13 protein-coding genes are annotated in these 22,487 nt (G+C 64.4%); 9 read left to right on the plus strand and 4 right to left on the minus strand.

The window, feature by feature from the left end; all coding sequences use genetic code 11:
• Nucleotides 1-6 precede the first annotated feature (6 nt).
• Nucleotides 7-630: an isochorismatase family protein gene (locus BTHE68_RS35285; protein ID WP_162070873.1), complete on the plus strand. Its 624-nt coding sequence runs from the start codon at nt 7-9 to the stop codon at nt 628-630.
• A 13-nt stretch (nt 631-643) separates the two neighbouring features.
• Nucleotides 644-2,239, plus strand: coding sequence for an MFS transporter (locus BTHE68_RS35290; RefSeq protein ID WP_162070874.1), 1,596 nt, complete (start codon nt 644-646; stop codon nt 2,237-2,239).
• On the opposite strand, the gene BTHE68_RS35295 is transcribed toward BTHE68_RS35290, so the two are convergent.
• On the minus strand, nt 2,240-2,686 hold the full coding sequence (locus BTHE68_RS35295) for a MarR family winged helix-turn-helix transcriptional regulator (RefSeq protein WP_061178122.1): 447 nt from the start codon (nt 2,684-2,686) through the stop codon (nt 2,240-2,242).
• 366 nt (nt 2,687-3,052) lie between these two features.
• Here BTHE68_RS35295 and BTHE68_RS35300 point away from each other — a divergent pair, with 366 nt between their 5' ends.
• Together BTHE68_RS35300 and BTHE68_RS35305 are read left to right on the plus strand one after the other, a co-directional pair.
• On the plus strand, nt 3,053-4,378 hold the full coding sequence (locus BTHE68_RS35300; RefSeq protein ID WP_174258147.1) for an MFS transporter: 1,326 nt from the start codon (nt 3,053-3,055) through the stop codon (nt 4,376-4,378).
• A gap of 72 nt (nt 4,379-4,450) precedes the next feature.
• Nucleotides 4,451-5,644, plus strand: a complete 1,194-nt coding sequence (locus tag BTHE68_RS35305; RefSeq protein ID WP_162070875.1) for a benzoate/H(+) symporter BenE family transporter — start codon at nt 4,451-4,453, stop codon at nt 5,642-5,644.
• Between the two features lie 4 nt (nt 5,645-5,648).
• Here BTHE68_RS35305 and ptsG read toward each other — a convergent pair whose 3' ends face one another.
• Entirely contained in the window at nt 5,649-7,424 is a 1,776-nt protein-coding gene (ptsG, locus tag BTHE68_RS35310; protein ID WP_162070876.1) for a PTS glucose transporter subunit IIBC, read from the minus strand.
• A 13-nt stretch (nt 7,425-7,437) separates the two neighbouring features.
• On the minus strand, nt 7,438-9,975 hold the full coding sequence (gene ptsP / locus BTHE68_RS35315) for a phosphoenolpyruvate--protein phosphotransferase (protein ID WP_162070877.1): 2,538 nt from the start codon (nt 9,973-9,975) through the stop codon (nt 7,438-7,440).
• Between the two features lie 329 nt (nt 9,976-10,304).
• Here ptsP and BTHE68_RS35320 point away from each other — a divergent pair, with 329 nt between their 5' ends.
• Nucleotides 10,305-10,529: a DUF6900 domain-containing protein gene (locus BTHE68_RS35320; RefSeq protein WP_162070878.1), complete on the plus strand. Its 225-nt coding sequence runs from the start codon at nt 10,305-10,307 to the stop codon at nt 10,527-10,529.
• A gap of 10 nt (nt 10,530-10,539) precedes the next feature.
• Here the strand turns inward: BTHE68_RS35320 and BTHE68_RS35325 are convergent, their stop codons facing one another.
• Nucleotides 10,540-11,496, minus strand: coding sequence for a LysR family transcriptional regulator (locus BTHE68_RS35325; protein WP_162070879.1), 957 nt, complete (start codon nt 11,494-11,496; stop codon nt 10,540-10,542).
• 125 nt (nt 11,497-11,621) lie between these two features.
• Here BTHE68_RS35325 and BTHE68_RS35330 point away from each other — a divergent pair, with 125 nt between their 5' ends.
• The 4 genes from BTHE68_RS35330 to BTHE68_RS35345 all read left to right on the plus strand — a co-directional run bounded on the left by BTHE68_RS35330 (nt 11,622) and on the right by BTHE68_RS35345 (nt 22,432).
• Nucleotides 11,622-12,932 carry an MFS transporter gene (locus BTHE68_RS35330; RefSeq protein WP_162070880.1) on the plus strand — a complete coding sequence of 437 codons (1,311 nt, stop codon included), beginning with the start codon at nt 11,622-11,624 and terminating at the stop codon, nt 12,930-12,932.
• 23 nt (nt 12,933-12,955) lie between these two features.
• Nucleotides 12,956-14,209, plus strand: coding sequence for a Zn-dependent hydrolase (locus BTHE68_RS35335; protein ID WP_162070992.1), 1,254 nt, complete (start codon nt 12,956-12,958; stop codon nt 14,207-14,209).
• A gap of 13 nt (nt 14,210-14,222) precedes the next feature.
• Complete coding sequence (locus tag BTHE68_RS35340) at nt 14,223-15,248, plus strand: histone deacetylase family protein (protein ID WP_162070881.1); 1,026 nt, start codon at nt 14,223-14,225, stop codon at nt 15,246-15,248.
• 995 nt (nt 15,249-16,243) lie between these two features.
• The gene (locus BTHE68_RS35345) at nt 16,244-22,432 is read left to right on the plus strand and encodes an autotransporter outer membrane beta-barrel domain-containing protein (RefSeq protein WP_232078368.1); all 6,189 of its coding nucleotides are present in this window, start codon (nt 16,244-16,246) and stop codon (nt 22,430-22,432) included.
• Nucleotides 22,433-22,487 lie beyond the last annotated feature (55 nt).

The following is a 22,487-nucleotide window of genomic DNA, read 5'->3' on the forward strand; positions in this document are numbered from 1 at the left end:
ATCGACATGTCCCACGATATCGAAACCTACGAACGCCAGAGCTTCGGCTCGACGCTGGAGCCGAAAGCGCCGGTCGGTCTTTTGATCGTCGACTTCGTGAACGGCTTCGCGAATCCCGAGGTGTTCGGCGGCGGCAATATTGCGCAGGCAATAGCGCATACGATTCCATTGCTGGCGCACGCGCGCGCGAAGCGCTGGCCGATCGCGCACAGCCGTATCGTCTTCGCCGATGACGACGCCGATCACAACGTCTTCACGATGAAAGTGCCCGGCCTGCTCGCGCTGAAGGAAGATTCGCACGACAGCGCCATCGTGCCGCAACTCAAGCCGGAGCAGGGCGAACTCGTGGTGCGCAAGACGGTGCCCTCGGCGTTCTTCGGCACATCGCTCGCGGCGTGGCTCACGCAACACGGCGTGCGCACGCTTGTGATCGCGGGCGCGGTGACGAGCGGCTGCGTGCGATCGTCCGTCGTCGATGCGATGCAGTACGGGTTCCGTCCGTTCGTGCTGTCGGACTGCGTGGGCGATCGCGCGATCGCGCCGCACGACGCGAATCTGTTCGACATGGCGCAGAAGTATGCGGCCGTGATGACGCGTGACGAAGCGCTCGAACTGCTCAAGGATCTTTGATCATGGGATCGACATGGCAACGTCTCTTTCGGAGCGGTCGCACCGCGTAGTCACGCGCCACGAATTCACGCTGATCATCGCGTCTTCGTTCGGTGCGTTGCTCGAATGGTATGACTTCTATATCTACGCCGCGCTCGCGGGCACGTTCAGCACCTTGTTCTTTCCGAGCGGCAACGATACGGTCGCCTTCCTCGCGAGCCTCGCCACCTTCGGCGCGGGCTTTCTCGTGCGGCCGCTCGGCGCGCTGTTCTTCGGCAGGCTCGGCGACCGCATCGGCCGCAAGTACACGTTCATGGCGACCATCGTGCTGATGGGCGTCGCGACCATCGGTGTGGGCTTGTTGCCGTCGTTCGAGCAGATCGGCATGATCGCGCCGGTCTTGCTGGTCGCGCTGCGGCTGTTGCAGGGATTCGCGCTCGGCGGCGAAACGGGCGGCGCGGCGACCTATCTCGCGGAGCATTCGCCCGCGGAGCGTCGCGGCTTCTTCACGAGTTCACTGCAGACCACGGCGACGCTCGGTCTGCTCGCATCGATCGCGGCGGTGAGCATCAGCCGCGCCGCGATGGACGAAGCCGCGTTCCGCAGCTGGGGCTGGCGCATGCCGTTTCTCGTATCGATCGTGCTGCTCGCGATCTCGGTCTATCTGCGCACGAAGCTCGCCGAGTCGCCGACGTTTCGCGATATGAAGCAGACGGGCCGCCTGTCGAAATCGCCGATAGGCGAGAGCTTCGGCAAATGGGAGAACCTGAAGTACGTGCTGATCATGCTGTTCAGCACGGCATCCGGCGTCGGAGTCGTGTTCGGCACGGGTCACTTCTATTCGATGTACTTCCTGCAGAACACGTTGAAGGTCGCGCCAAACACGGTCAATCTCTTTCTCGCGATCGCATTGATCGCGGTGTTTCCGTTCTATCTCGTGTTCGGCTGGCTGTCGGATCGCGTCGGACGAAAATGGATCATGATGCTCGCGTGCCTGTTGCTCGCAGCAACCACGCAACCGATCTTCCATGCGCTCACGCACTATGCGAATCCACAGTTGGAAGCATTCCAGAAGCGCGCACCGGTGACGATTCGCGCAGACGATTGCCGCTTCACGCTGTTCTCCGCGCCGGTGACGGAATGCGACCGCATACGCTCGTTTCTCAGTGCGTCGGGCGTTTCGTATAGTCGGGCGCCGTTGCGAGCGGGCGAAGCGGCATCGACGGAAATCGGCTCGCTCGTGGTGCACGGCAGCGACAAATATGAACTGGAAAAGGCGTTGATCGCGTCCGGCTGGTCCGCGCACGCAGACCCCGCGAGAATCGACGCCCCGATGGTCGTCTTCCTGATGTGGCTACTGCTCTTGTATCTCGCGATGGTGTACGGACCGATGGCCGCGTTCATGGTCGAACTCTTTCCGGCGCGCATCCGCTATACGTCGCTATCGTTGCCGTTCCATCTCGGCTCGGGCTGGTTCGGCGGCATGCTGCCGTTCGTGGTGTCCGCGATGGCGGTCGCGCGCGGCGACGTCTATTTCGGGCTCTGGTATCCGATCGTCATCGCGCTCGTGTCGTTCGCGGTCGGTACGCTCTTCGTGCCCGAGACGTATCGCCGCGACATCACGCAGTAGTCAGTCGAAATGCTTGAGCGATGTACGGCCGTACTGGTTGTTGCCCTCGACGAGCTTCATCATCATGCGCACGAAATGAACGCGATCTTCCGCACTCAACGGCTCCAGAAATCTCACCTGCGCTTCGCGCATGCTGCCGTACATGTCCTTCATCGTGCGGCGTCCTTTCGCGGTGATGTTCGCGATCTTCAGACGCCCGTCGTGAGGGCTAGGTTCGCGCTTGACGAGCCCGCGCTCCTCGAGACGGCGCAGCACGTCGGCCATCGTCGTGCGATCGACACCGACTTCCGCGCACAGCGATGTCTGATCGAGTCCGGGCCGCTCGCTCAGCGTCGTCAGCAAACCGTATTGCACCGGCGTGATGGCGAAGTCCTTGCAGCACTCGAAGAACAGCGCGATGTGAATCTGGTTGAGCCGGCGGATCAGAAATCCCGGGCGCTGCCACAAGTGTCCGGTCTCGATGCCGCTATCGGAAACGGCAGATTTTTTCTCAGCAACGGTGCCCATCCTTAACCTTTTTCGAAGAAGTTCAAGTCACACGGGAGATTAGAGATTGTAGGTGCAATCACAGTTGCGCTCCCAATTTTTTCCGGATACAAAGCTATCTATCAGCGTACTGACGAAATGCTGATGCCAAGAGCGCAATAAGTCAATGATGGAAGTCAATACACGAAGTCAACAGAACGATGCGTCGCGCAGGTATCAGAGCGGATCTGCTCATGCGTTTGCAGCCAGCAAGCGCACGAATAATCAGCATGCTGATTAAATGGCGAATGCGTTAAACGTCACCTCACTCAGAGTCTGGAGCCAAAGATGAGTTCTACCCCTGTACAGACGGACGACGTCGCCATTCATGGGCGGTCGATGTCGCGCAACGATATCAAGACGCTCATGCTGGCGTCGCTCGGCGGTGCGCTGGAGTACTACGATTTCATCGTCGCGGTGTTCTTCACGAAGCTGCTCGCGACCGTGTTCTTCCCGCCGCAGACACCCGAGTGGCTCGCGCAGCTCGAAGTGTTCTGCATCTTCGCGGCGGGCTATCTCGTGCGGCCGATCGGCGGCATTTTCTTCGCGCACTTCGGCGATCGCATCGGCCGCAAGAAGATGTTCGCGTTGAGCCTGTTCCTGATGGCCGCGCCGACCTTGCTCATTGGTTTGCTGCCGAGCTATGCGATGCTCGGTATCGTCGCGCCGCTGCTGTTTCTGTTGTGCCGCGTGCTGCAAGGGCTTTCCGTCGGCGGGGAAGTGCCGGGCGCGTGGATCTTCTGCTCGGAGCATGTGCGGCGCGATCGCGTCGGTCTCGCGTGCGGCCTGCTGATGTCGGGGCTGTGCACCGGCATCCTGCTCGGCGCGCTGTCGGCGAAGTTCCTCATCGGCAACATGGATCCGGCGGAACTGAAGACCTGGGGCTGGCGTCTGCCGTTCATCGCGGGCGGCGTGTTCGGTCTGATCTCGGTCTATCTGCGCCGCTATCTGCAGGAAACGCCGGTGTTCGAGGCGCTGCGCGCGAAGCGTGAAGCCGATGCGCGTCTGCCGCTCGCGGTGGTGCTGAAGGAACATCGCGGCGCGATAGTCGTCTCGCTGCTGGCGACGTGGGTGTTCTCCGGCATCTTCGTGCTGTATTTCCTCTATACGCCGACGTTCCTGCAATCGCAGTTCCATTTTCCGGCGAAGGACGTGTTCACCAACAATTCGTGGTCGATCTTCGGCCTGATTCTCGGCAGCACGCTCGCGGGATGGGCGGCGGACAAGATCGGCGGCGGCCGCGCGTATGCGATCGGCAGTGTCGCGATGCTGCTCGTGTGCGGTGCGTTCTACATGAGTCTGGCCTCGGGAAGCCAGTCGGTATGGACGCTCTATATCCTCGGCGGCTTTCTGATCGGGACCATCACGCTCGGGCCGTACATCATCGTGAAAAGCTTTCCGCCCGAAGTGCGCTTCACCGGCTTCGCGCTGTCGTACAACACCGCCTATGCGATCTTCGGCGGCACGGCGCCCGCCATCGCCTCGTTCCTGGTGGGCCGGCAGGGCATCACGATGGCGCCTGCGTGGTACATTGGCGCGCTTTGCGTGCTCGGCGTGATCATCGGCCTTCTCTGGCGTGCGCCCGTGCATGCCGACGCAACGGCCGCGCATTGATGCCGGGCGTTTGATCCTTTCGCGATCCCGCATCGGATGCGATGCGGGATCGTTTCTGTCCGGGCGCTATTCATGTCTGTTGGCGACGCATCCAGGGGCGGCATCGGCCGCTCGTGGCTTCTGTACTTCTCGCTTGCACTGGCGAGCATGAGCTTCTCGGCGACTGGCCCGGTCGCGATCATCATGGCCGCGTCGCGCGAAGGCGGCCTGAGCCTGGCGCAGACCTCGTCGTGGCTCTTTGCGTCGATCGGCATCAACGGGCTCGCGAGCATCGCGATCAGCTGGAAGATGCGTCAGCCCTTGCTCTTTCTCTGGACCATTCCCGGCGCGATTCTCGCTGCGCCGGTGATCGCGCAATACGGCTTCGGCGCGGCGGTGGGCACCTATGTCGTCTGCGCCGTCGTGCTGCTCGTGCTCGGCGTGACGAACCTGGTCGCGTTGCTCGATCGATGGGTGCCGATGCCCGTCGTCATGGCGATGATCGCCGGACTCTTCGTCAAATACGTGCTGGCTGTCGTGCATTCGAGCGTGGCCGCGCCGCTCATCGGCGCCGGCATGCTGTTGACGTTCTTCGGGCTGATGTGGCTCGAACGGCGCAACGCCGCGCCGCTTCCGCCGTTGATCGGCGCGATGCTGACGGGCGCGGCGATTCTGTTCGCCACCGGCTTTCAGTTGCCGGGTCATGGCGGCGGCGTCTGGACGGCGACGCCCGCGCTCGTCGCGCCGCGCTTCGATATCCACGCGATCTCGCAACTGCTGCTGCCGATGCTCATCACCGTGCTCTTCGTGCAGAACGCGCAAGGCATTGCGGTGACGCGTGCGTCGGGGTACGGCACGTCGTTGCGGATGGTGACGATCTACAGCGGCGTGCTGACCGCGATCACCGCGCCGTTCGGCGGTTGTCCTTCGGTGCTGGCGGGGCCGAGCAACGCCATTCTCGTGTCGGGCGGCATGCATGGGCGGCATTACATCGGCGCGTTGATCGCGGGTGTGATTTGCGTCGCGATCGGCGTGTTCTCGACCGCGTATGTGTTTCTGCTGGCGAGTCTGCCTGGCGCGTATATCGCCATTCTTGCCGGGCTCGCGATGATGGGCGTGCTGGAGAAAGCCTTCGTCGCTGCGTTTCGGTCGGCGCTGCCGCTCAGCGCGATGATCGTGTTCGTGGTCACGTTGAGCGATGTGACTTTGCTCGGCGTGGGTGCGGCGTTCTGGGGCGTGGTCGCGGGGTGTGTTGTTTGTTATGGGATCGAGCGCCCGCGACCCTGATCCTCTACCCCATCGCCCCCGCCAGATTCTCCGCCTCGAGCCCAACGATCAGATCCATCTCCCCATTGCCCAGCGCCTGCGTCGCGGCAACGCCAGCCGCCTTCAACGCCGGCGCATCGAGACGCGAAGCATCCCCGAGCGCGACGCGCAGCCGTGTAGCCGCAAGCGGCTCGAGCTTGAGAATATTGGCCGCGCCGCCCAGCGCCGCGCGAATCTTCTCCGCGCGCGCCTTCTGCTGCGCCGTATCCTGCGCGGCCACCGCCACCGGCGCAGCTACAGCCTCCGTCGCACCGGCCGGCGCGCCCGCCACCGGCAATTCAGCATCGCTGCCCGCAGTCTTCAGGTATTCCTGCATGTCGGTTTTCATGTTTTCCGACAGTGGCCCGAAAATCGCCTGCACGCCATTACCGACGCGTAAGACGCCCGCCGCGCCGAGCGCCTTCAATCGGGCATCGTCGACAAGCGCCGGATTTTGCACCGAAATGCGCAGCCGCGTGATGCACGCATCGAGACTCTTGATGTTCGATCGCCCGCCGAATGCCAGCACGAGATCGCGCGAGCGTCCGCCCACGCCCGTGCTCATCGCCGCGCTCGCCACCGTATCGTCCTCACGTCCCGGCGTCTTCATATCGAAGCGGCTGATCACGAAGCGGAACACACAATAATAGATCCCGGCGTAGATCGGCCCGAGGATGAACACGTACCACGCGTGCGTCGCCTTGTTGCCGATCAGGTTGAACATCAGAAAGTCGATCGCGCCTTGCGAGAACGTGAACCCCATGTGCATGTTCAGCGTATTGGCGACGAACTGCGCCGACGCTGCAAGACACGCGTGAATGAAATACAGCACCGGCGCGACGAACAGGAAGGCAAACTCGATCGGCTCCGTGATGCCCGTCAGGAACGACGTCAGCGCCGCCGACACCATCATGCCGCCGACCGCGACCTTCTTCTCCGGCTTCGCGCAATGCCAGATCGCGATGGCCGCAGCAGGCAGGCCGAACATCTTGAACAGGAACGCGCCCGACAGAATGCCCGCCGTGGGATCGCCCGCGAAGAAGCGGTTGATGTCGCCGTGAACCACCTTGCCGGTCGTCGGATCGAGGAAGCTGCCCGCTTCGAAGAAGAACGGCACGTTCCAGATGTGATGCAGGCCGAACGGAATCAGCAGACGTTCGACGAAACCATAAACCGTTGCCGCCGTGCGCGGATCGGAAACCGCCGCCCATTGCGAAAACGCCTTGATCACACCGCCGATCGGCGGCCACACCACCGACAGGATCGCGCCGAGCAAGATCGAACCGATGGCCGTCACGATCGGCACGAAGCGCTTGCCCGCGAAGAAGCCGAGATAGGCCGGCAGCGCGATCTTGTAATAGCGGTTGAACATCCACGCCGCGAGCCCGCCCGCGAGAATGCCGCCGAATACGCCGGTCTGGATCGACGGAATGCCCATGATCAGCGAGGTCTCGACGCCTTCGACTTTCGCGATCACGCCGAGCGTCGCCGTCATCACGAGATAGCCGATGGTCGCGGCGATGCCGGACACGCCGTCGTTCTCCGTGAAGCCGAGCGCGACGCCGATCGCGAAGATCAACGGCAGGTTGCCGAAGATCACGTCGCCGGCGTTCTTCATCAACTCCAGCACGATGGCCGGAACATAGCCGTGGAAATCCGTCGCGCCCAGGCCGAGCAAGAGGCCCGCGACCGGCAACACCGCGACCGGCAGCATCAGCGATTTGCCGACTTTCTGCACCACGCCGAATGCATTCTTGAACATGATTGGTCTCCGCTTATTCTGCGTACGGGGCGAGCAGGGCGCGCACTTCGGCAGCCGTGCCGAGCGTGACCACCTTCGCCGCGAGCTTGCGCGCCTCGTCCATCGTGAGCCGCGCGATTTGCGCCTTGATCGAGCCGACCGCGGGCACGCTCACCGACAATTCATCGACGCCGAGTCCGACCAGCACCGGCACGGCCATCGCATCCGATGCGATGCCGCCGCACACGCCGACCCATTTGCCGTGCTGATGCGCGCCCTCGACGGTCATGCCGATGAGACGCAGCACCGCCGGATGCAGCCCATCGGCCTGTTTGGCGAGCTTCGGATGCCCGCGATCCATCGCGAGCGTGTATTGCGTCAGATCGTTGGTGCCGATCGAGAAGAAGTCGACTTCGCGCGCGAGCGGCTCGGCGATGAGCGCGGCGGACGGCACTTCGATCATCACGCCGATCTTGACGTCGCCGATACGGTCGCCGGCTTCTTCCTGAAGCATCTTCTTCGCCGCGCGCACTTCCTCGATGGCGGCGACCATCGGAAACATGATGTGCAGATTGCCGATCGGCGCGGCCCGCAGAATCGCGCGCAACTGCACGCGGAACATGTCGGGACGATCGAGGCTCACGCGCACGCCGCGCAGGCCGAGGAACGGGTTGTCCTCTTTCGGCAGCGGCAGGTAGGACAGCGGCTTGTCGCCGCCGACATCGAGCGTGCGTACGACGAGCGGACGCTCGCGCCCGAGCGCTTCGGCGACCGCGCAGTATTCGGCAGCCTGTTCGTCTTCCGACGGCGCGGTGTCGCGGTTGTCGAAGAGAAACTCGGAGCGCAGCAGCCCGACGCCTTCCGCGCCGGCCGCGACCGCTTCGCGCGCTTCCTGCGCATTGCGGATGTTCGCCGCCACTTCGATGCGATGACCATCGGCGGTGACGGCCTGCTTGTTGGCCGCGACTTTCTCTTCCTCGCGCTTCTTCGTCTGACGTTCGATGCGTTCGCGCGCCTTCGCCAGCTCGTCCGCGCCCGGATTGCGCCGCAGGCTGCCGTGCGAGCCGTCGAGGACAACGAGCGTGCCATCAGGCAATTGCAGCGCGCCCTCGTCGATGCCGCAGATCGCCGGAATGCCCAGCGAGCGCGCGAGGATCGCGACGTGGCTCGTCGCGCCGCCGGTCGTCGTGCAGAAGCCGAGCACCTTGCTGCGATCGAGCGATGCCGTGTCCGAAGGCGACAGTTCCTCGGCGATGAGAATCGATTCCGCCGGCACGTCGATATGCGCCTGCTTCACGCCCGCCAACAGCGCCAGCACGCGACGGCCAACATCGCGGATATCGCCGGCGCGTTCGCGCAGCAGCGCGTTGTCGACCTTTTCCAGCATGCTCGCCTGCGCCTCGAACGCGGCGCGCCACGCGAAGCCCGCGCTCTTGCCGTCGCTGATGCCGGCGATGGCGGCGTCGTTGAGGCCGGGATCGTCGAGCAATTCCAGATGCGCGTCGAGAATCTGCGCTTTCGACGGATCGGTGAGCTTCGCCTTCAGCGTCTCGATCTGCTGGCGCGCTTCGTGTTGCGCGGCTTCGAGGCGGCCTCGCTCGCGCTGCGGGGCTTCGCCCGCTTCGGCCACGTCGATGACTTCCTGGCGGAGCTGCACGATCTTGCCGACCGCGAGCCCCGGCGATGCCGATACGCCGGTGAACTCGTTCGCGTCGGCGGGCGCGGCGCGTTGCGGTGCAACCGCTGCGGCGGCGGTCGCAGCCGGCGCGGGCGCGTCGCCGGGCTTCTCGCCCGAGCCCGACGCGAGCAGGCGCGCGAGCGCGGCGGCGGCCTCGCCCGCATCGGGGCCGGCGGCCTCGACGCGCAACGTGTCGCCGAACTTCGTCGCGAGCGCCATCAGCGCGACGACCGATTTCGCGTTCGCGCTATCGCCGCCGCGCAGCACGCGGATATCGGATTTGAACTTCTTCGCTTCGGCCGCGAACACCGCGGCGGGCCGCGCGTGCAGACCCTGCGGATTCGGCAGCGCGACTTCATCGGACAGAATCGCGGCTGCCGCGCCGCCGGTGACGCCCGGGCCCTCGCTGGCGCCGCCAGCGAGTTCGATCGACAACGCGACATCCTTGCCCGCAGTGACGAGGCCCGTCGCGGGCACGTAGCGCGTGACGAGCTCGCCGTTGGCAATGACCATCTGCGTGAGCAGACTCACGGCCCGCGCGCCGACGAGCACCGGATCGAAGCGGATCAGCGGCTGGCCTGTCGTGACGGTGTCGCCTTCCTTGACGAGCGGCGTGAAGCCTTCGCCGCGCAGCATCACCGTGTCGAGCCCGATGTGGACCAGCACCTGGAGGCCGTTCTCGCCCGTCACCGTGACCGCGTGGGCCGCTCGATGCAGTTGCGTGACCTTGCCGGGAAGCGGGCAGAGCAATTCGTCGGAAGTGGGGTCGATCGACACGCCATCGCCGACCATCTTTTGTGCGAAGACCGGATCGGGCACGGTCTCGAGTTGCACCATCACGCCGGAAAGCGGCGCCATCAACTCGATTCTTGCCAAACGTTGAGGAGCTTTCATGTGAACGACTCCATGTCCTTTGACGATTTGAGTTATTTGAGTCGAGACCGGCCCTAGTAATCATAGGCAACGGCTTCATGCTTCGCTGCCCGAATGAATGCATGTGCGAAAAAGTACGCCGCCCGCATCCGGGCGCCTGCATTGATTCGGAATCTAAAACGCCGGATTCCCGATCAAAGCGGAATCGCGGCAAAAAGCGCGCTATTGTTTCGCGGCGCAACAAGAGTTTCTAGAGACCGCACTCCAATCGCGGCGATACGTCGCACGGGCCGCGCCGCAATCGCAATAAGCTAGTCGACGAGTAAATGCAAGCAAATGGAGCGTGAATCATGATGTACCGCAACAAAACCGAAGCCCACTGGGAGCCGCTGCTGACGATCGCCTGCGACGAACTCGGCATTGAATCGTTCGATCCCGTCGGCAAGCCGGGTGCGGACATCCGGATGTGCCGCGTTGAGGACATCGGACGCGCGCTCGAACGCGCTTACGATCTCGGTCTGCTGGTCGGACACACGGTGACGCGCGCCGAGCGCGCGCATGGGCACTGCGCCTGAACGGCGCGCGCTATTTCCCCAGCCGCTCGGCCAATGCATAGCGGCGCATGCAGCGCTCCATGCTGTCGAGGAACGCATGGTCCGCTGCATTCATCTTGCGCTCGCGATGCCACAGCAGATGGACGTCGACATCGACGAGTCCTTCTTCCGGCGGCAAGCGCCATAGACGTTGCTGCGCGATGTCGTCGCGCACGATGTGCTCGGGCAGGCAGCCGATGCCATAGCCCGCGAAGATCAGCCGGCGCACTTCGTCGAGACTCGGCGAGGACGCCACGATGCGCCCCGTGAAGCCTTTCTGATCGCGAAACACGGTGAGCGGCGAAAGACTGTCGCCGATCTGATCGCTGGTAAACGATACGAAGTTTTCGGCGAGCAGATCGTCCATGGTCAGGGTCGACTTCCCGAACAGCCGATGATGCCGTCCGCAGAAAATCGCATAGCGCTGCCGCAGAAAGCAGCGCATCTCCAGCTTCTCGTGCGGCGTGCGGCACAGGCCGAGACCGGCCGTCGCGGTTTTCTGCAACAGCGACGAGATGATGTCCGATGAACGCATCACCTCGATCTGCAAATCGATGCGCGGATACGCGCGATGAAAATCCGCCAGGAATTCGTCGTACACGGGCGATTCGATACGGCTGATCGTCAGCAGACGAATCGAGCCGTTGATGTCTTCGGTGCGGTCGTCGAGTTCCGTCTCCAGCCGCGAGATGTTGCCGTAGATATCGCTGGCGATGCGATAAACCTCTTCACCCGCCTGCGTCGGCGCGAAATACGGGCCGCGCCGCTCGATCAGCTTGCGCTCCAGCGTTTCCTCCAGCCGCCGCAACGCCTGGCTTACGGCCGGCTGCGTCACGTACAGGCGCGCCGCCGCGCGGCTCAGGCTGCGCTCCTGCATGATCACGAGGTAGGTGCGCAGCAGATTCCAGTCGAGCCGGTCGTTCAGAAAGCGGGCGATATCGGTACGCATGGTTCCGCCTAACTATTAGCTGAATTTATGCGCTGAATAATAACGCGAAATTTGACTAATGATTTATGGCTGCCGATAAAAGCACCTATCGACTGTCACCGCACACGACGTGCATCGGAGCCAGCATGACCCAAGCCATCGTCCATACCCGTCAGCCGGGGCGCGCGGCCACCGCCGCGTTCATCGGCACGATGATCGAGTGGTACGACTTCTATATTTACGCGACCGCCGCGGCGCTGGTCTTCGGCGAACTCTACTTTCCGTCCGGCGACCGCTTCGTCAGCACCATGGCGTCGTTCGCCACCTTCGCCGTGGGCTTTTTCGCGCGGCCGCTGGGCGGCATCGTGTTCGGGCATCTGGGCGACAGGATCGGCCGCAAGAAGGCGCTGATGACCACGCTGATGATGATGGGCGTCGCGACCGTCGGCGTCGGCTTGTTGCCGGAATATTCGAAGGTCGGCATGCTCGCGCCGGCGCTGCTGGTGCTGCTGCGCGTCGTGCAGGGCATCGCGGTGGGCGGCGAGTGGGGCGGTGCCGTGCTGATGGCGGGCGAGCACGCGCCCGAGGGACGCCGCACCTTCTTCGCATCGTTCGCGCAGCTCGGCAGTCCGGCCGGACTGATTCTCTCGCTGATCGCGTTTCGCGCGGTCACGTCGATGGACAAGGCGGACTTCATGTCGTGGGGCTGGCGTCTGCCGTTTCTCGCGAGCGCGGTGCTGCTGATCGTAGGCGTCGTGATCCGGCTCGGCGTGAACGAATCGCCGGAATTCGCGCGCATGAAGGAATCGAACCGCACGGCCAAGCTGCCGATCGCCGAAGTGTTCAGCTCCGCGTGGGGCCTCGTGCTGCTGTGCATCGGCGCGAATACGATCGGCATCGCGGGCGTGTACTTCACGAACACCTTCATGATCGCTTACACGACGCAGTACGTCGGCGTGACGCGCTCGCTCATTCTCGATTGCCTGTTCGCCGTCGCGATCATCCAGCTTCTGTCGCAGCCGATCGCCGCATGGCTCGCCGAACGCATGGGCGGTGCGCGTTTCCTCAAGCTCACGGCCTTGCTCGCGATGATCTCGCCTTATCCGATGTTCGTGCTCGTGCAAAGCGGCTCCGCCGTGCCGATGGTGATCGGCATCGCGATCGCGGTCATCTGCATGGCGAGCTTCTATTCGGTGATCGCCGGCTTCGTCAGCGGCATCTTTCCGACGCGTGTGCGCTACTCCGGCATCTCGCTCGCGTATCAGGTGTGCGGCGCGATCGCGGGCGGACTGACGCCGCTCGTCGGAACGTGGCTCGCGCATCGTTACACGGGGCAATGGTGGCCGCTCGCCGTGTTTTATACGTGCCTGGCGGGCGTTTCGCTGCTGTGCATCGTCGCGCTCGATGCGCGTCGGGCGACGCATACGGAGCAGGCCGAATCCGTCGGCGCGATGTGAATCTCAACATGATGGAATCGAACATGATCGACCTGTTGCAGATCGACGGCGCACGACTCTGGCAAAGCCTGATGGACATGGCACGGATCGGCGCCACGCAAAAGGGCGGCGTGCGCCGTCTCGCGCTGACCGACGACGACGCGCGCGGCCGCGCGCTCTTCTCGCAGTGGTGCCGCGACGCGGGCATGACGGTTTCCGTCGATGAAATCGGCAATCTGTTCGCGCGCCGCGAAGGCACGATTAAGGATGCGGCGCCGGTTCTGATCGGCAGTCATCTCGACACGCAGCCCGAAGGCGGGCGCTTCGACGGCGTGTATGGCGTGCTCGCCGCGCTCGAACTCGTGCGCGCGCTGAACGATGCGAAGATCGTGACAGAGAAGCCCATCGAGATCGTGTCGTGGACGAATGAAGAAGGCGCGCGCTTCACGCCGGCGATGCTCGGATCAGCGGTATTCACCGGCGTCACGCCGCTCGACGAAGCGCTCGCGAAGCAGGACGCCCAAGGCGTGACACTCGCCGATGCGCTCGCGCAAAGCGGTTATCGCGGCACGCGCGCCGTGTGCGGGCAGACCGTCGATTCGTATTTCGAGGCGCACATCGAGCAGGGACCGATACTCGAAGCGAACGGCACGACCATCGGCGTCGTGACGGGTGGCCAGGCGATCCGCTGGCTCGATGTCACCGTGACCGGCGTCGCGGCGCATGCGGGCACCACGCCGATGCCTTATCGCAAGGATGCGTTTTTCGCGGCGGCGCAGATGGCGGCGGAACTGGAGCGCATCGTCGAGCGTTATGCGCCGCGCGGGCTCGTGACGATCGGGCAGATCGGCATCGCGAATGCATCACGCAATACGATCGCCGGGAAGGTGGCGTTCACTGTCGATCTGCGTCATCACGACGACAGCGAAGTCGATGCGATGGAGCGCGATCTGCGTGCCGCGTTCGCCAGCGTGGCGAAGGCGCGCGGCGTGAAGGTATCCGTCGATACGTACTGGCGCAGTCCCGCGACGCCGTTCGATACGCAATGCGTCGCGCTCGTCGCGCAGGCGGTCGATGCGCTGGGCTATTCGAACGAACGCATCGTGAGCGGCGCGGGTCACGACGCGATTCATCTCGCGCGCCGTTGCCCGACGGCGATGGTGTTCATTCCGTGCGTCGACGGGCTTTCGCACAACGAAGCCGAAGATGCCTTGCCCGAAGACGTGACGCGCGGCGCGAACGTGCTGCTCAATGCCGTGCTGGCGCGTGCGGGCATCGCGGCCACTGTGGATGTGTAATAGAGGAATCCGAATGAAAACATACTTTCACCCAGAGCAACTGCTGCATCATCCGCGCAGCTATCTTTCGCGCGGACAGATGCGCGCGCCGCAGGAAGTGCCCGAGCGCGCGGCGCGGCTCGTCGCGGCGGCGAAGTCGCTCGATTTCGATGTGATCGAGCCGAAGGATCACGGCATGGCCGCGATTGCCGCCGTGCACGACATGAACTATCTGCGCTTTCTGGAAGAAGGGCATCGCGAATGGAAAAAGATGCCCGACGACTGGGGCGATGAAGTGATGTCGAATATCTATGTGCGCGATCCGAATCCGTTGCGCGGGGTGCTTGCCAAGGCAGCGCGATATCTCGCGGATGGCAGCTGTCCGGTGGGCGCGAACACGTGGCGTTCGGCTTACTGGTCGGCGCAAAGTGCGCTGGCGGCTGCGTCGGCTGTCAATGATGGCGCGCGCGAGACTTATGCGCTATGCCGTCCGCCGGGACATCACGCGCGCGCCGATGCGGCGGGCGGGTTCTGCTATCTCAACAATGCGGCGATTGCGGCGCAGGCGTTGCGGCGCAGGTTCGGGCGCGTCGCGATCCTCGACACCGACATGCATCACGGGCAAGGCGTGCAGGAGATTTTCTATGGACGCGATGACGTGTTGTATATCTCGATCCACGGCGATCCGACGGATTTCTATCCCGTTGTGGCGGGCTATGAAGAAGAACGCGGGATTGGCGCGGGTGATGGCTTCAACGTCAATCTGCCGATGCCGCATGGCTCGTCCGAAGACGTTTTCTTCGAGAAACTCGAAGATGGGTTGGGCGTGCTGAGGCGCTTCGAACCGGATGCGCTCGTGCTGGCGCTCGGGTTCGATATCTACAAGGACGATCCACAGGCGCAGGTGGCGGTGACGACCGAGGGATTTGGACGGCTAGGGTCGGCGATCGGCGCGTTGGGTTTGCCTTCGGTGATCGTGCAGGAAGGTGGTTATCACCTGGAGAGTCTTGAAGCGAATGCGCGGGCGTTTTTTGGCGAGTTTGCGGGGGAGCGGGGGTGATCGGTGGTCGTGCTCCGGGCGGGTCACTATTTTGACGTCGCGTTGTCACGAACCATTCGTCGCGGCGTCGATTCGGCTGCGGCAAGACTCGACGGCGATATCGGCTAATGCCCGGACGGTCCATACATCTGAACTCTGAAGCTCAATATTAATCACTGACTCATCAGAACGAGCGGCAGCTTTCCCGCCAGCACTTGCGCCAAGAATGCTCACAATCTCGATGAGGGCATTTCTCAGGCAGCGCCGCTCTTCTTTTCCATCGTTACTCCAACTCGAAGGTTGCCATAGGAACACAGTCAAGAACTGAGTCCCGCTGGCTGCGATCCCTTTCGGTCGCGGATCATCTACGACGCCCGCACCATTTCACTAAAACACTTTTCATAGGCGACTCGAGGCAGGTGAGTCTGCTTCATGGCTTCCGCGCGATCGGCTCTTCTCGTGCCCGGCTTTCGTCGAGTAGCCACGCCTCGAACGAAAAATCCCCATTCTGAAACCGGGCTGAAGGTTCAACTCTGGTGCCAATTGAACAAAGCCCAGCTCGCGATACCTGTTGTTCCATCCTACTAATGGATTTCTAATTCACCACGAGCACTATCAAAACCAAGCGCAAGTGATTGGTGTTTTTTTCAAATGTGCATTGGTGCATCGGCCTGATGTTTTCTCGGCCATATCTATCAAATATGGCCGACATGTTTTGACGACATTTAAATATTAATCACACTGCGCGAGACTCAATCTCGTAGGAATCATTTGCCAGTGCCGACTTCCGGTCATTCATAGCATCCAGAAATCGGAGTCTATTCGATCGATCTGAATCGCTGGAAAAACCATTCTCTGCGCGACTCGCAGACAAATTCGATGTCTTTTTTAAATGGACTGCAACCAGTTTGGGGAAGATCGTGTACATATTCAAGCATTCATCGAATTGTGAGTCTGCGCGGGCAGTGACGTCGCCGCTTTTTGTAGAGAATGGCTGCGGGGCCAGGCGTCGGACGGTGGTTGCGTTGGCCGTGGCGTCGCTTGCTACGCTGCTGGTTCCGGTCGCGGCGCGCGCCCAGTGCAACAGCAGCGCCAACCCCGCGCTTCCTGCGGCGCCGGCGCAGACCAACTTCTCCAATCAGTCGTTTGGCGCAGCGCCGCTGCCCCAGTATTACCTGAACGCCTCGGGGCAAAGGGGATGCAAAGGCGCTGACGACGGCTCCTGGGACGGAAAGGGCCAGGATGGCTTCGCTGGCCAGTCGGGCGGTTCCTTTAACAGCGTCAACAGCGGAATTACGGTGAAGGGGGGCTTCGCGCCGACCTTCATCAGCCCGACGATGGGAGCGGGATGGTCCGTCAACGGTGGTGACGGTGGTGCCGGCGGACAGGGCGGGTATGACGACAATGGCTCCGCCCACACGGGAGACGGCGGAGCGGGTGGCCATGGCGGCACGGTCTCCGTGCAGTTCAGCGGCACGGTTGGTCCCGACTCGAAAGGTGTCCTTCCGGAAGTCGCGCTCGACGTGGAAGCCAATGGTGGTACCGGCGGAGCGGGTGCCGTGTCCAACGCCCAAGGCAGACAGCCGCTCTATGGCGGCAACGGGGGAGCAGGGGGGCGGGGCGGTCAGGCAGCGCTCAACGCCTCCGGCAATATTCAGTTCTATGGCGTCGGCCTGCGAGCGTCCGCCCTCGGCGGGAGCGGCGGGGAAGGTGGCAACTCGCCCACTCCGGGTGATCTTCTCGTGGAAGGCCATGGAGGCAAGGGCGGCGATGGCGGCGCCGGAGGTATCGCGACACTTGCGTATCAGAACGGCAGTCTGACCGCCAGCACCCCTATAGGCCAGATCTTTCCGATGCAGGCTGATGCCGATGGCGGTAAGGGCGGCTACGCTGGTGGCGCGTTCGGTGGAAGCGGCAGTTTTGGCGGGACCGGCGGCAACGGAGGAAACGGCGGCACAGCCAGCGCGGAACTCGGCAGCGGCGGCCAGATCGTTTTCTCCGATCAGATGCAACCGGTGGACAGTCGAAATCAGCCGGGCAGCGGCGTAACCGCCAAGGCGAATGGCGGAGCGGGCGGGGAAGGTGGCACTGCCATCGACGGCAACATCCGCAATGAGGGTGGTGCGGGCGGCAACGGTGGGAATGCGGGCAGCGCGAGCGCCACCGTCCTTGGCTCCATCGATTACACCGCGAATGTTCCGGCAGGGCAGTCTGCTGCCGGGTTGATCGGGGGCGAGGGGGTGCTGGTGCAGGCCAATGGAGGCGCCGGTGGTGTCGGTGACGGCGCCCAGGGCACTATCGTAGGTGAAGGCGGCAATGGTGGTAAGGCAGGCGCTGGCGGGAGCGCTTCGCTGGCCCTTGGAGACGCTACGAACACGGCGACAATCAAAACGAACGGCCCATATACGCATGGCGCCCTGGTGCAGAGTATCGGCGGCGGCGGGGGCAATGGCGGTAGTGTCAGCTTCGTGCTGTCCGGCACGGGCGGTGGCGGTGCCGCGGGCGGCGATGGCGGTGCGGTCACGGTGAACTCGGACCACGCCTTTGTCACGGCCGGCAGCACATCGGGCGAAGGTAGTGTCCCGCTGATCGCACAGAGCATCGGCGGTGGCGGAGGAAGCGGCGGCGACGCCAGCGGAGTCGCTGTCGGTGCGGGTTTCGAGATCGGCGGCAACGGCGGCCAGGGCGGCAATGGCGGCGCGGTGAAACTCACGCTGGGCCAGAACAGCGTGTTTGGCAGCCTCGACCAAAGCGGTGGCGCGGGGATACTCGCGCAAAGCATCGGCGGCGCCGGCGGTAACGCCGGCAGCGCGACGTCGACCGGCGGGGGGCTGATCAACATGGTGATCGGCGGGGATGCCCGCGGCGGCGGCTCGGGCGGCCAGGTCACTGTCGACAACGGCGCACTCGTCACGACCTACGGCGACCACGCCGCCGGTATCAAGGCACAGTCCATTGGCGGCGGCGGCGGCAATGGCGGCAACGCCACCGCGTTCACTGTCGGCGGCCCCATGTCGAGCGCTGTTGCCATTGGCGGACAAGGTGGCAGCGGCGGTCAGGCGGGCGCAGTTTCGCTGACGAATACCGGGCAGATCTCGACCTATGGTTCGGATGCCGAAGGAGTCCTGCTGCAAAGCATCGGCGGTGGCGGCGGCTCCGGCGGCAGCGCCACGGCGCGTGCCGTTGCGCTTTCGCCCAGCCCCAATGTTCCCGCGATCAGCGTCAGTGTCGCGATCGGCGGCACGGGCGGGACCGGCAACACCGGCGGCGATGTCACGCTCAACAATTCCGGGCTGATCACCACAGCGGGCGATAGCGCGATTGGCGTGTCGGCGCAGTCCGTCGGCGGCGGCGGCGGCACCGGTGGCGACGCAACGGCCGCGTCCTATTCCGGATCGGCCGCCAAGGGGGCTTCCCTTTCGGCCGCTGTCGCGATCGGCGGCAGCGGCGGTAGCGGTGGCACGGGAGGCGCCGTCAATCTGGCCAACTCTGGGCTGATCGCTACCCTGGGCCAGGACGCCTACGGGGTGTTCGCGCAGTCGGTCGGTGGGGGCGGCGGCAATGGCGGCGCGGGCGATGCGGCGGCAACGTCGTCTGACTCCAAAGCCAGCTTCAGCGCGACGATCGCGGTCGGTGGAACGGGGGGGACGGGCGGAACCGGCGGCAAGGTCGGCCTGACCAACGACGGTTCGATCGCGACGCGCGGCGATGGCGCGGACGCCGTGTTCGCGCAGAGCGTGGGCGGCGGTGGCGGCGCCGGCGGTGGTGGCGCCGCGGCCGCGGCCGCCGGCAAGCTGGCCATCTCCGTGGGTGTCGGCGGCAAGGGCGGTGTCGGCGGCGACGGCAATACCGTGACCGCGATCAACCATGGCAACATCGTCACCCGCGGCACGGCTTCGACCGGCATCTTCGCGCAAAGCGTCGGCGGCGGCGGTGGCAAGGGCGGCAAGGGTGGCGCGACCGCGGGCGGCGCCGGCGGCTTCGACACGATCTCCAATGCCCAGGCCATGTTCGGCATTCTGGGTCAGGGACTCGGCCTGAACCAGGATGTGCAGAACCTCGGCAACAATATTCTCCAGGTCGGCGTGCTCGGCGAGAAAATCAAGGCGACCTATACCGATCTGAAAGCGATCTTCGCGCAGCCGCAACCCGGGTCGAACCCGCTGGGCACCGCGAACCAGATCAGCGTCGGCGTGTCGGTCGGCGGCAGCGGCGGCGCGGGTGGTCAGGGCGGCGCGGTGAACGTCACCGACACCGGCGCGATCGGCACCTTCGGCGCGCAATCCCACGGCATCTTCGCGCAGAGCGTTGGCGGCGGAGGCGGCAGCGGCGGCGCGGCGAGTTCGGCCGGCAAGGCGAACAATGATGCGAAGGTGCAAACCGCGGTCGCCGTCGGCGGCAGCGGCGGCGCGGCCGGCTCGGGCGGCGCGGTGAGTGTCACGAAGGATACGAGCGGCACCATCCAGACTCAGGGCGTGGAAGCGTTCGGCATTTACGCGCAGAGCGTGGGCGGCGGGGGCGGCAACGGCGCGCTGGCGGGGGCCATCAGCGGTTCGCTGAAAAGCCTGTCCGTCGCCGTGGGCGGCAACGGAGGCGGGGCCGGCGACGGCGGCACGGTCAGCGTGAGCACGTCCGACACCAGCATGGATACCGGCATCCAGACGACAGGCAAACACAGCATCGGGGTCCTCGCACAGAGTGTCGGCGGCGGCGGCGGTGTCGTGACGACCATGAGCTCCGATGAGACGTTCGACCCCTCCAAAATCATCGTGAATCCTCAGGGACGGCTCGGCGACATCTACGGGATGCAACTGAGCTTCGGCGGTCAGAACCGCAGCTCCGGCAAGGGCGGCAAAGTCGATGTCGCGGTCAACGGCAACATCTATACCCAGGGGCTCGACGCGCACGGCGTGGTCGCCCAGTCGATCGGCGGCGGTGGCGGTCTCGTGGTCGGCGGCCAGGTCAATCTGCCCGCGGGCGGCACCGGCGGGGCGGGTGGCGCTGGCGGCGATGGCGGCCCGGTCGCAGTCAATGTCAAATACGGATTTATCGGAACTGACTCCGACGGCGCTTATGGCGTGATCGCGCAGTCGATCGGCGGCGGCGGCGGCTTCGCCGGCGATCCGTCGAAGGTGCAGTCGTACCAGTCCGGCACGGGCCTCGGCATCAAGGCGAACAGCGGCAACGGCGGCACGGTATCCGTTGGCGTCAACGGCGCGCTCATTTCGACAAGCGGCAGTTTTGCGCCGGCGATCTTCGCGCAGTCGGTCGGCGGTGGCGGCGGGGTCGAGGCCTATAACGTCGACGGCGGGGCTCAGCAGGTGCTGGCGCGGGGCACCGCAGGTGGTGCGGGCGCCGGCAACGCGGTGACGGTCGCGGTGACCAACGGCTCCATCGTCCGTGCGTTCGGCGCAGGTTCGGACGGTATCCTCGCGCAGAGTGACGGCAAGTCGTCGGGCCCGATTCAGATCTCGGTCGATGCCGGCTCGTCGGTAATGGGCGGTTCGGAGTCCGCCCTCAAGTCGCACGGGGCGGCAATCCACCTGCTCGGCGGCACCAACAATCAGATCACCAACGCCGGCACCATCACCACCACCTCCAACGGGCACTATGCGATCCTGGCGGAGAACGGCGCGGCGAACAACACGCATCTCACCAACACCGGCACCATCACCGGCAACATCAGTCTCGGACCCAGCGGCACCAGTGTCGTCAACAATCTGGCCGGCGGCGTGATCGCCACACCCGACGCGCTGAACGTCGGAGGCGGCACGGTGAACAACGCAGGCACGCTCAAAGTCGGCGGCGCCGGGTCGACCGGCAAGCCGGTGCTCACCGGCAATCTCGTGCAGGGACCGACTGGCGCGCTGAACGTCCAGATCGATCCGGCCAACGGACGATCTGATCTGCTCAACATCACGGGTACCGCCTCGCTTGCCGGCAAGGTGCAGGTCGACCCGGTGAGCTATCTGAAGAGTACGAGCACCGTACTGTCGGCGGCCGGCGGAATCCAGCCCGATGCGACGCTCGCGGGTACCTCGACGCCGGTCTACCGCTTCACGCCAGTGATGCAGGGCAACACCGTCGCGATCAAGACCGATGCGGACTTCGTGGGCGCGAGCAAGGGTACTTCGGCCACACAGCAGAGCGTCGCAGCCAACCTTGACCGGCTGTGGAACAGTGCCGATCCCGCCTTTGCACCCATCTTCGGAGCCTTCGGTAACGTCGGCAGCGCGTCGGGCTATGCGCAGACGCTGACCGCCGTCTCCGGTCAGGAACTGCTCGGCATCGCTGCGGCGCGCTACCAGGCGAGCCAGGCGTTCGCGCGTTCCGTCTTCAGTTGCCCGGTGTTCGCCGATGATGACACCACCGTGAGAAAGCAGGGCTCCTGCGTGTGGTTCCGCGCCTCGGGCATGTGGGAAAACCGCAGCGCCGACGCGTCCTTCCCGGGCTTCGGCTGGCAAGGTTCGACGATGAAAGTCGGCGGTCAGGTCGAACTGCAGCCCGGCTGGTTCCTCGGTGGTGCCATTGGCTACGAGACCGACCGCTTCACCGGCAACGACAACCTGACGAGCGCCAACGGCAATGCGCTTCTTGGCGTCGTCGCGCTGAAGCACGAGGTTGGGCCGTGGACTTTCACCGGTGCGGCGGACGCGAGCTACGGCTGGATGAACAGCTCGCGCGTCATCCCGGGCGCCAACGCGGTGGCGACCGCCTCGCCCGATTCGTACACGCTCGGACTGCACTTGCGCGCGGCCTACCAGATCCCGTTCGACCGCTTCTACCTGGAGCCGGCGCTCGACGCCGATCTGAACGACGTCAATCTCCCCGGCTACACGGAGAGCGGTGCGGGTGCACTGAACCTGAAGGTGAAGAGCGCGAACAGCGTCATTGCGACCGGCACACCGAATCTGCGGATCGGGACGCGTGCGCAGATCGGGTCAGCGACGGTCGACGCCTATGTCGGCGCCGGGGTCAGCTTCATTGCGGGCAATAGCTACACGACCGACGCGTCCTTTGCCGCTGCCCCGGGTTACGGCAGCTTCACCAATACGCTCAGCAATGCACACGTCGCAGGCAAGTTCTCCGCCGGGGTGGAGATGTATACGACCAAGCGCCTCGATGTGCGTCTGGAGTACGACGGGGTCGTTGCCGCGCACGAGGTTGAGAATGGCGGCCAGGTCCGGCTTAAGTACAGATTCTGACGACTCGTCGGGACAGCGCATCCGTATGCCGGGCGTGGCCGATAGCATCGACGGG

It is taken from the genome of Burkholderia sp. THE68, assembly GCF_009938265.1.
Lineage (GTDB): Bacteria > Pseudomonadota > Gammaproteobacteria > Burkholderiales > Burkholderiaceae > Caballeronia.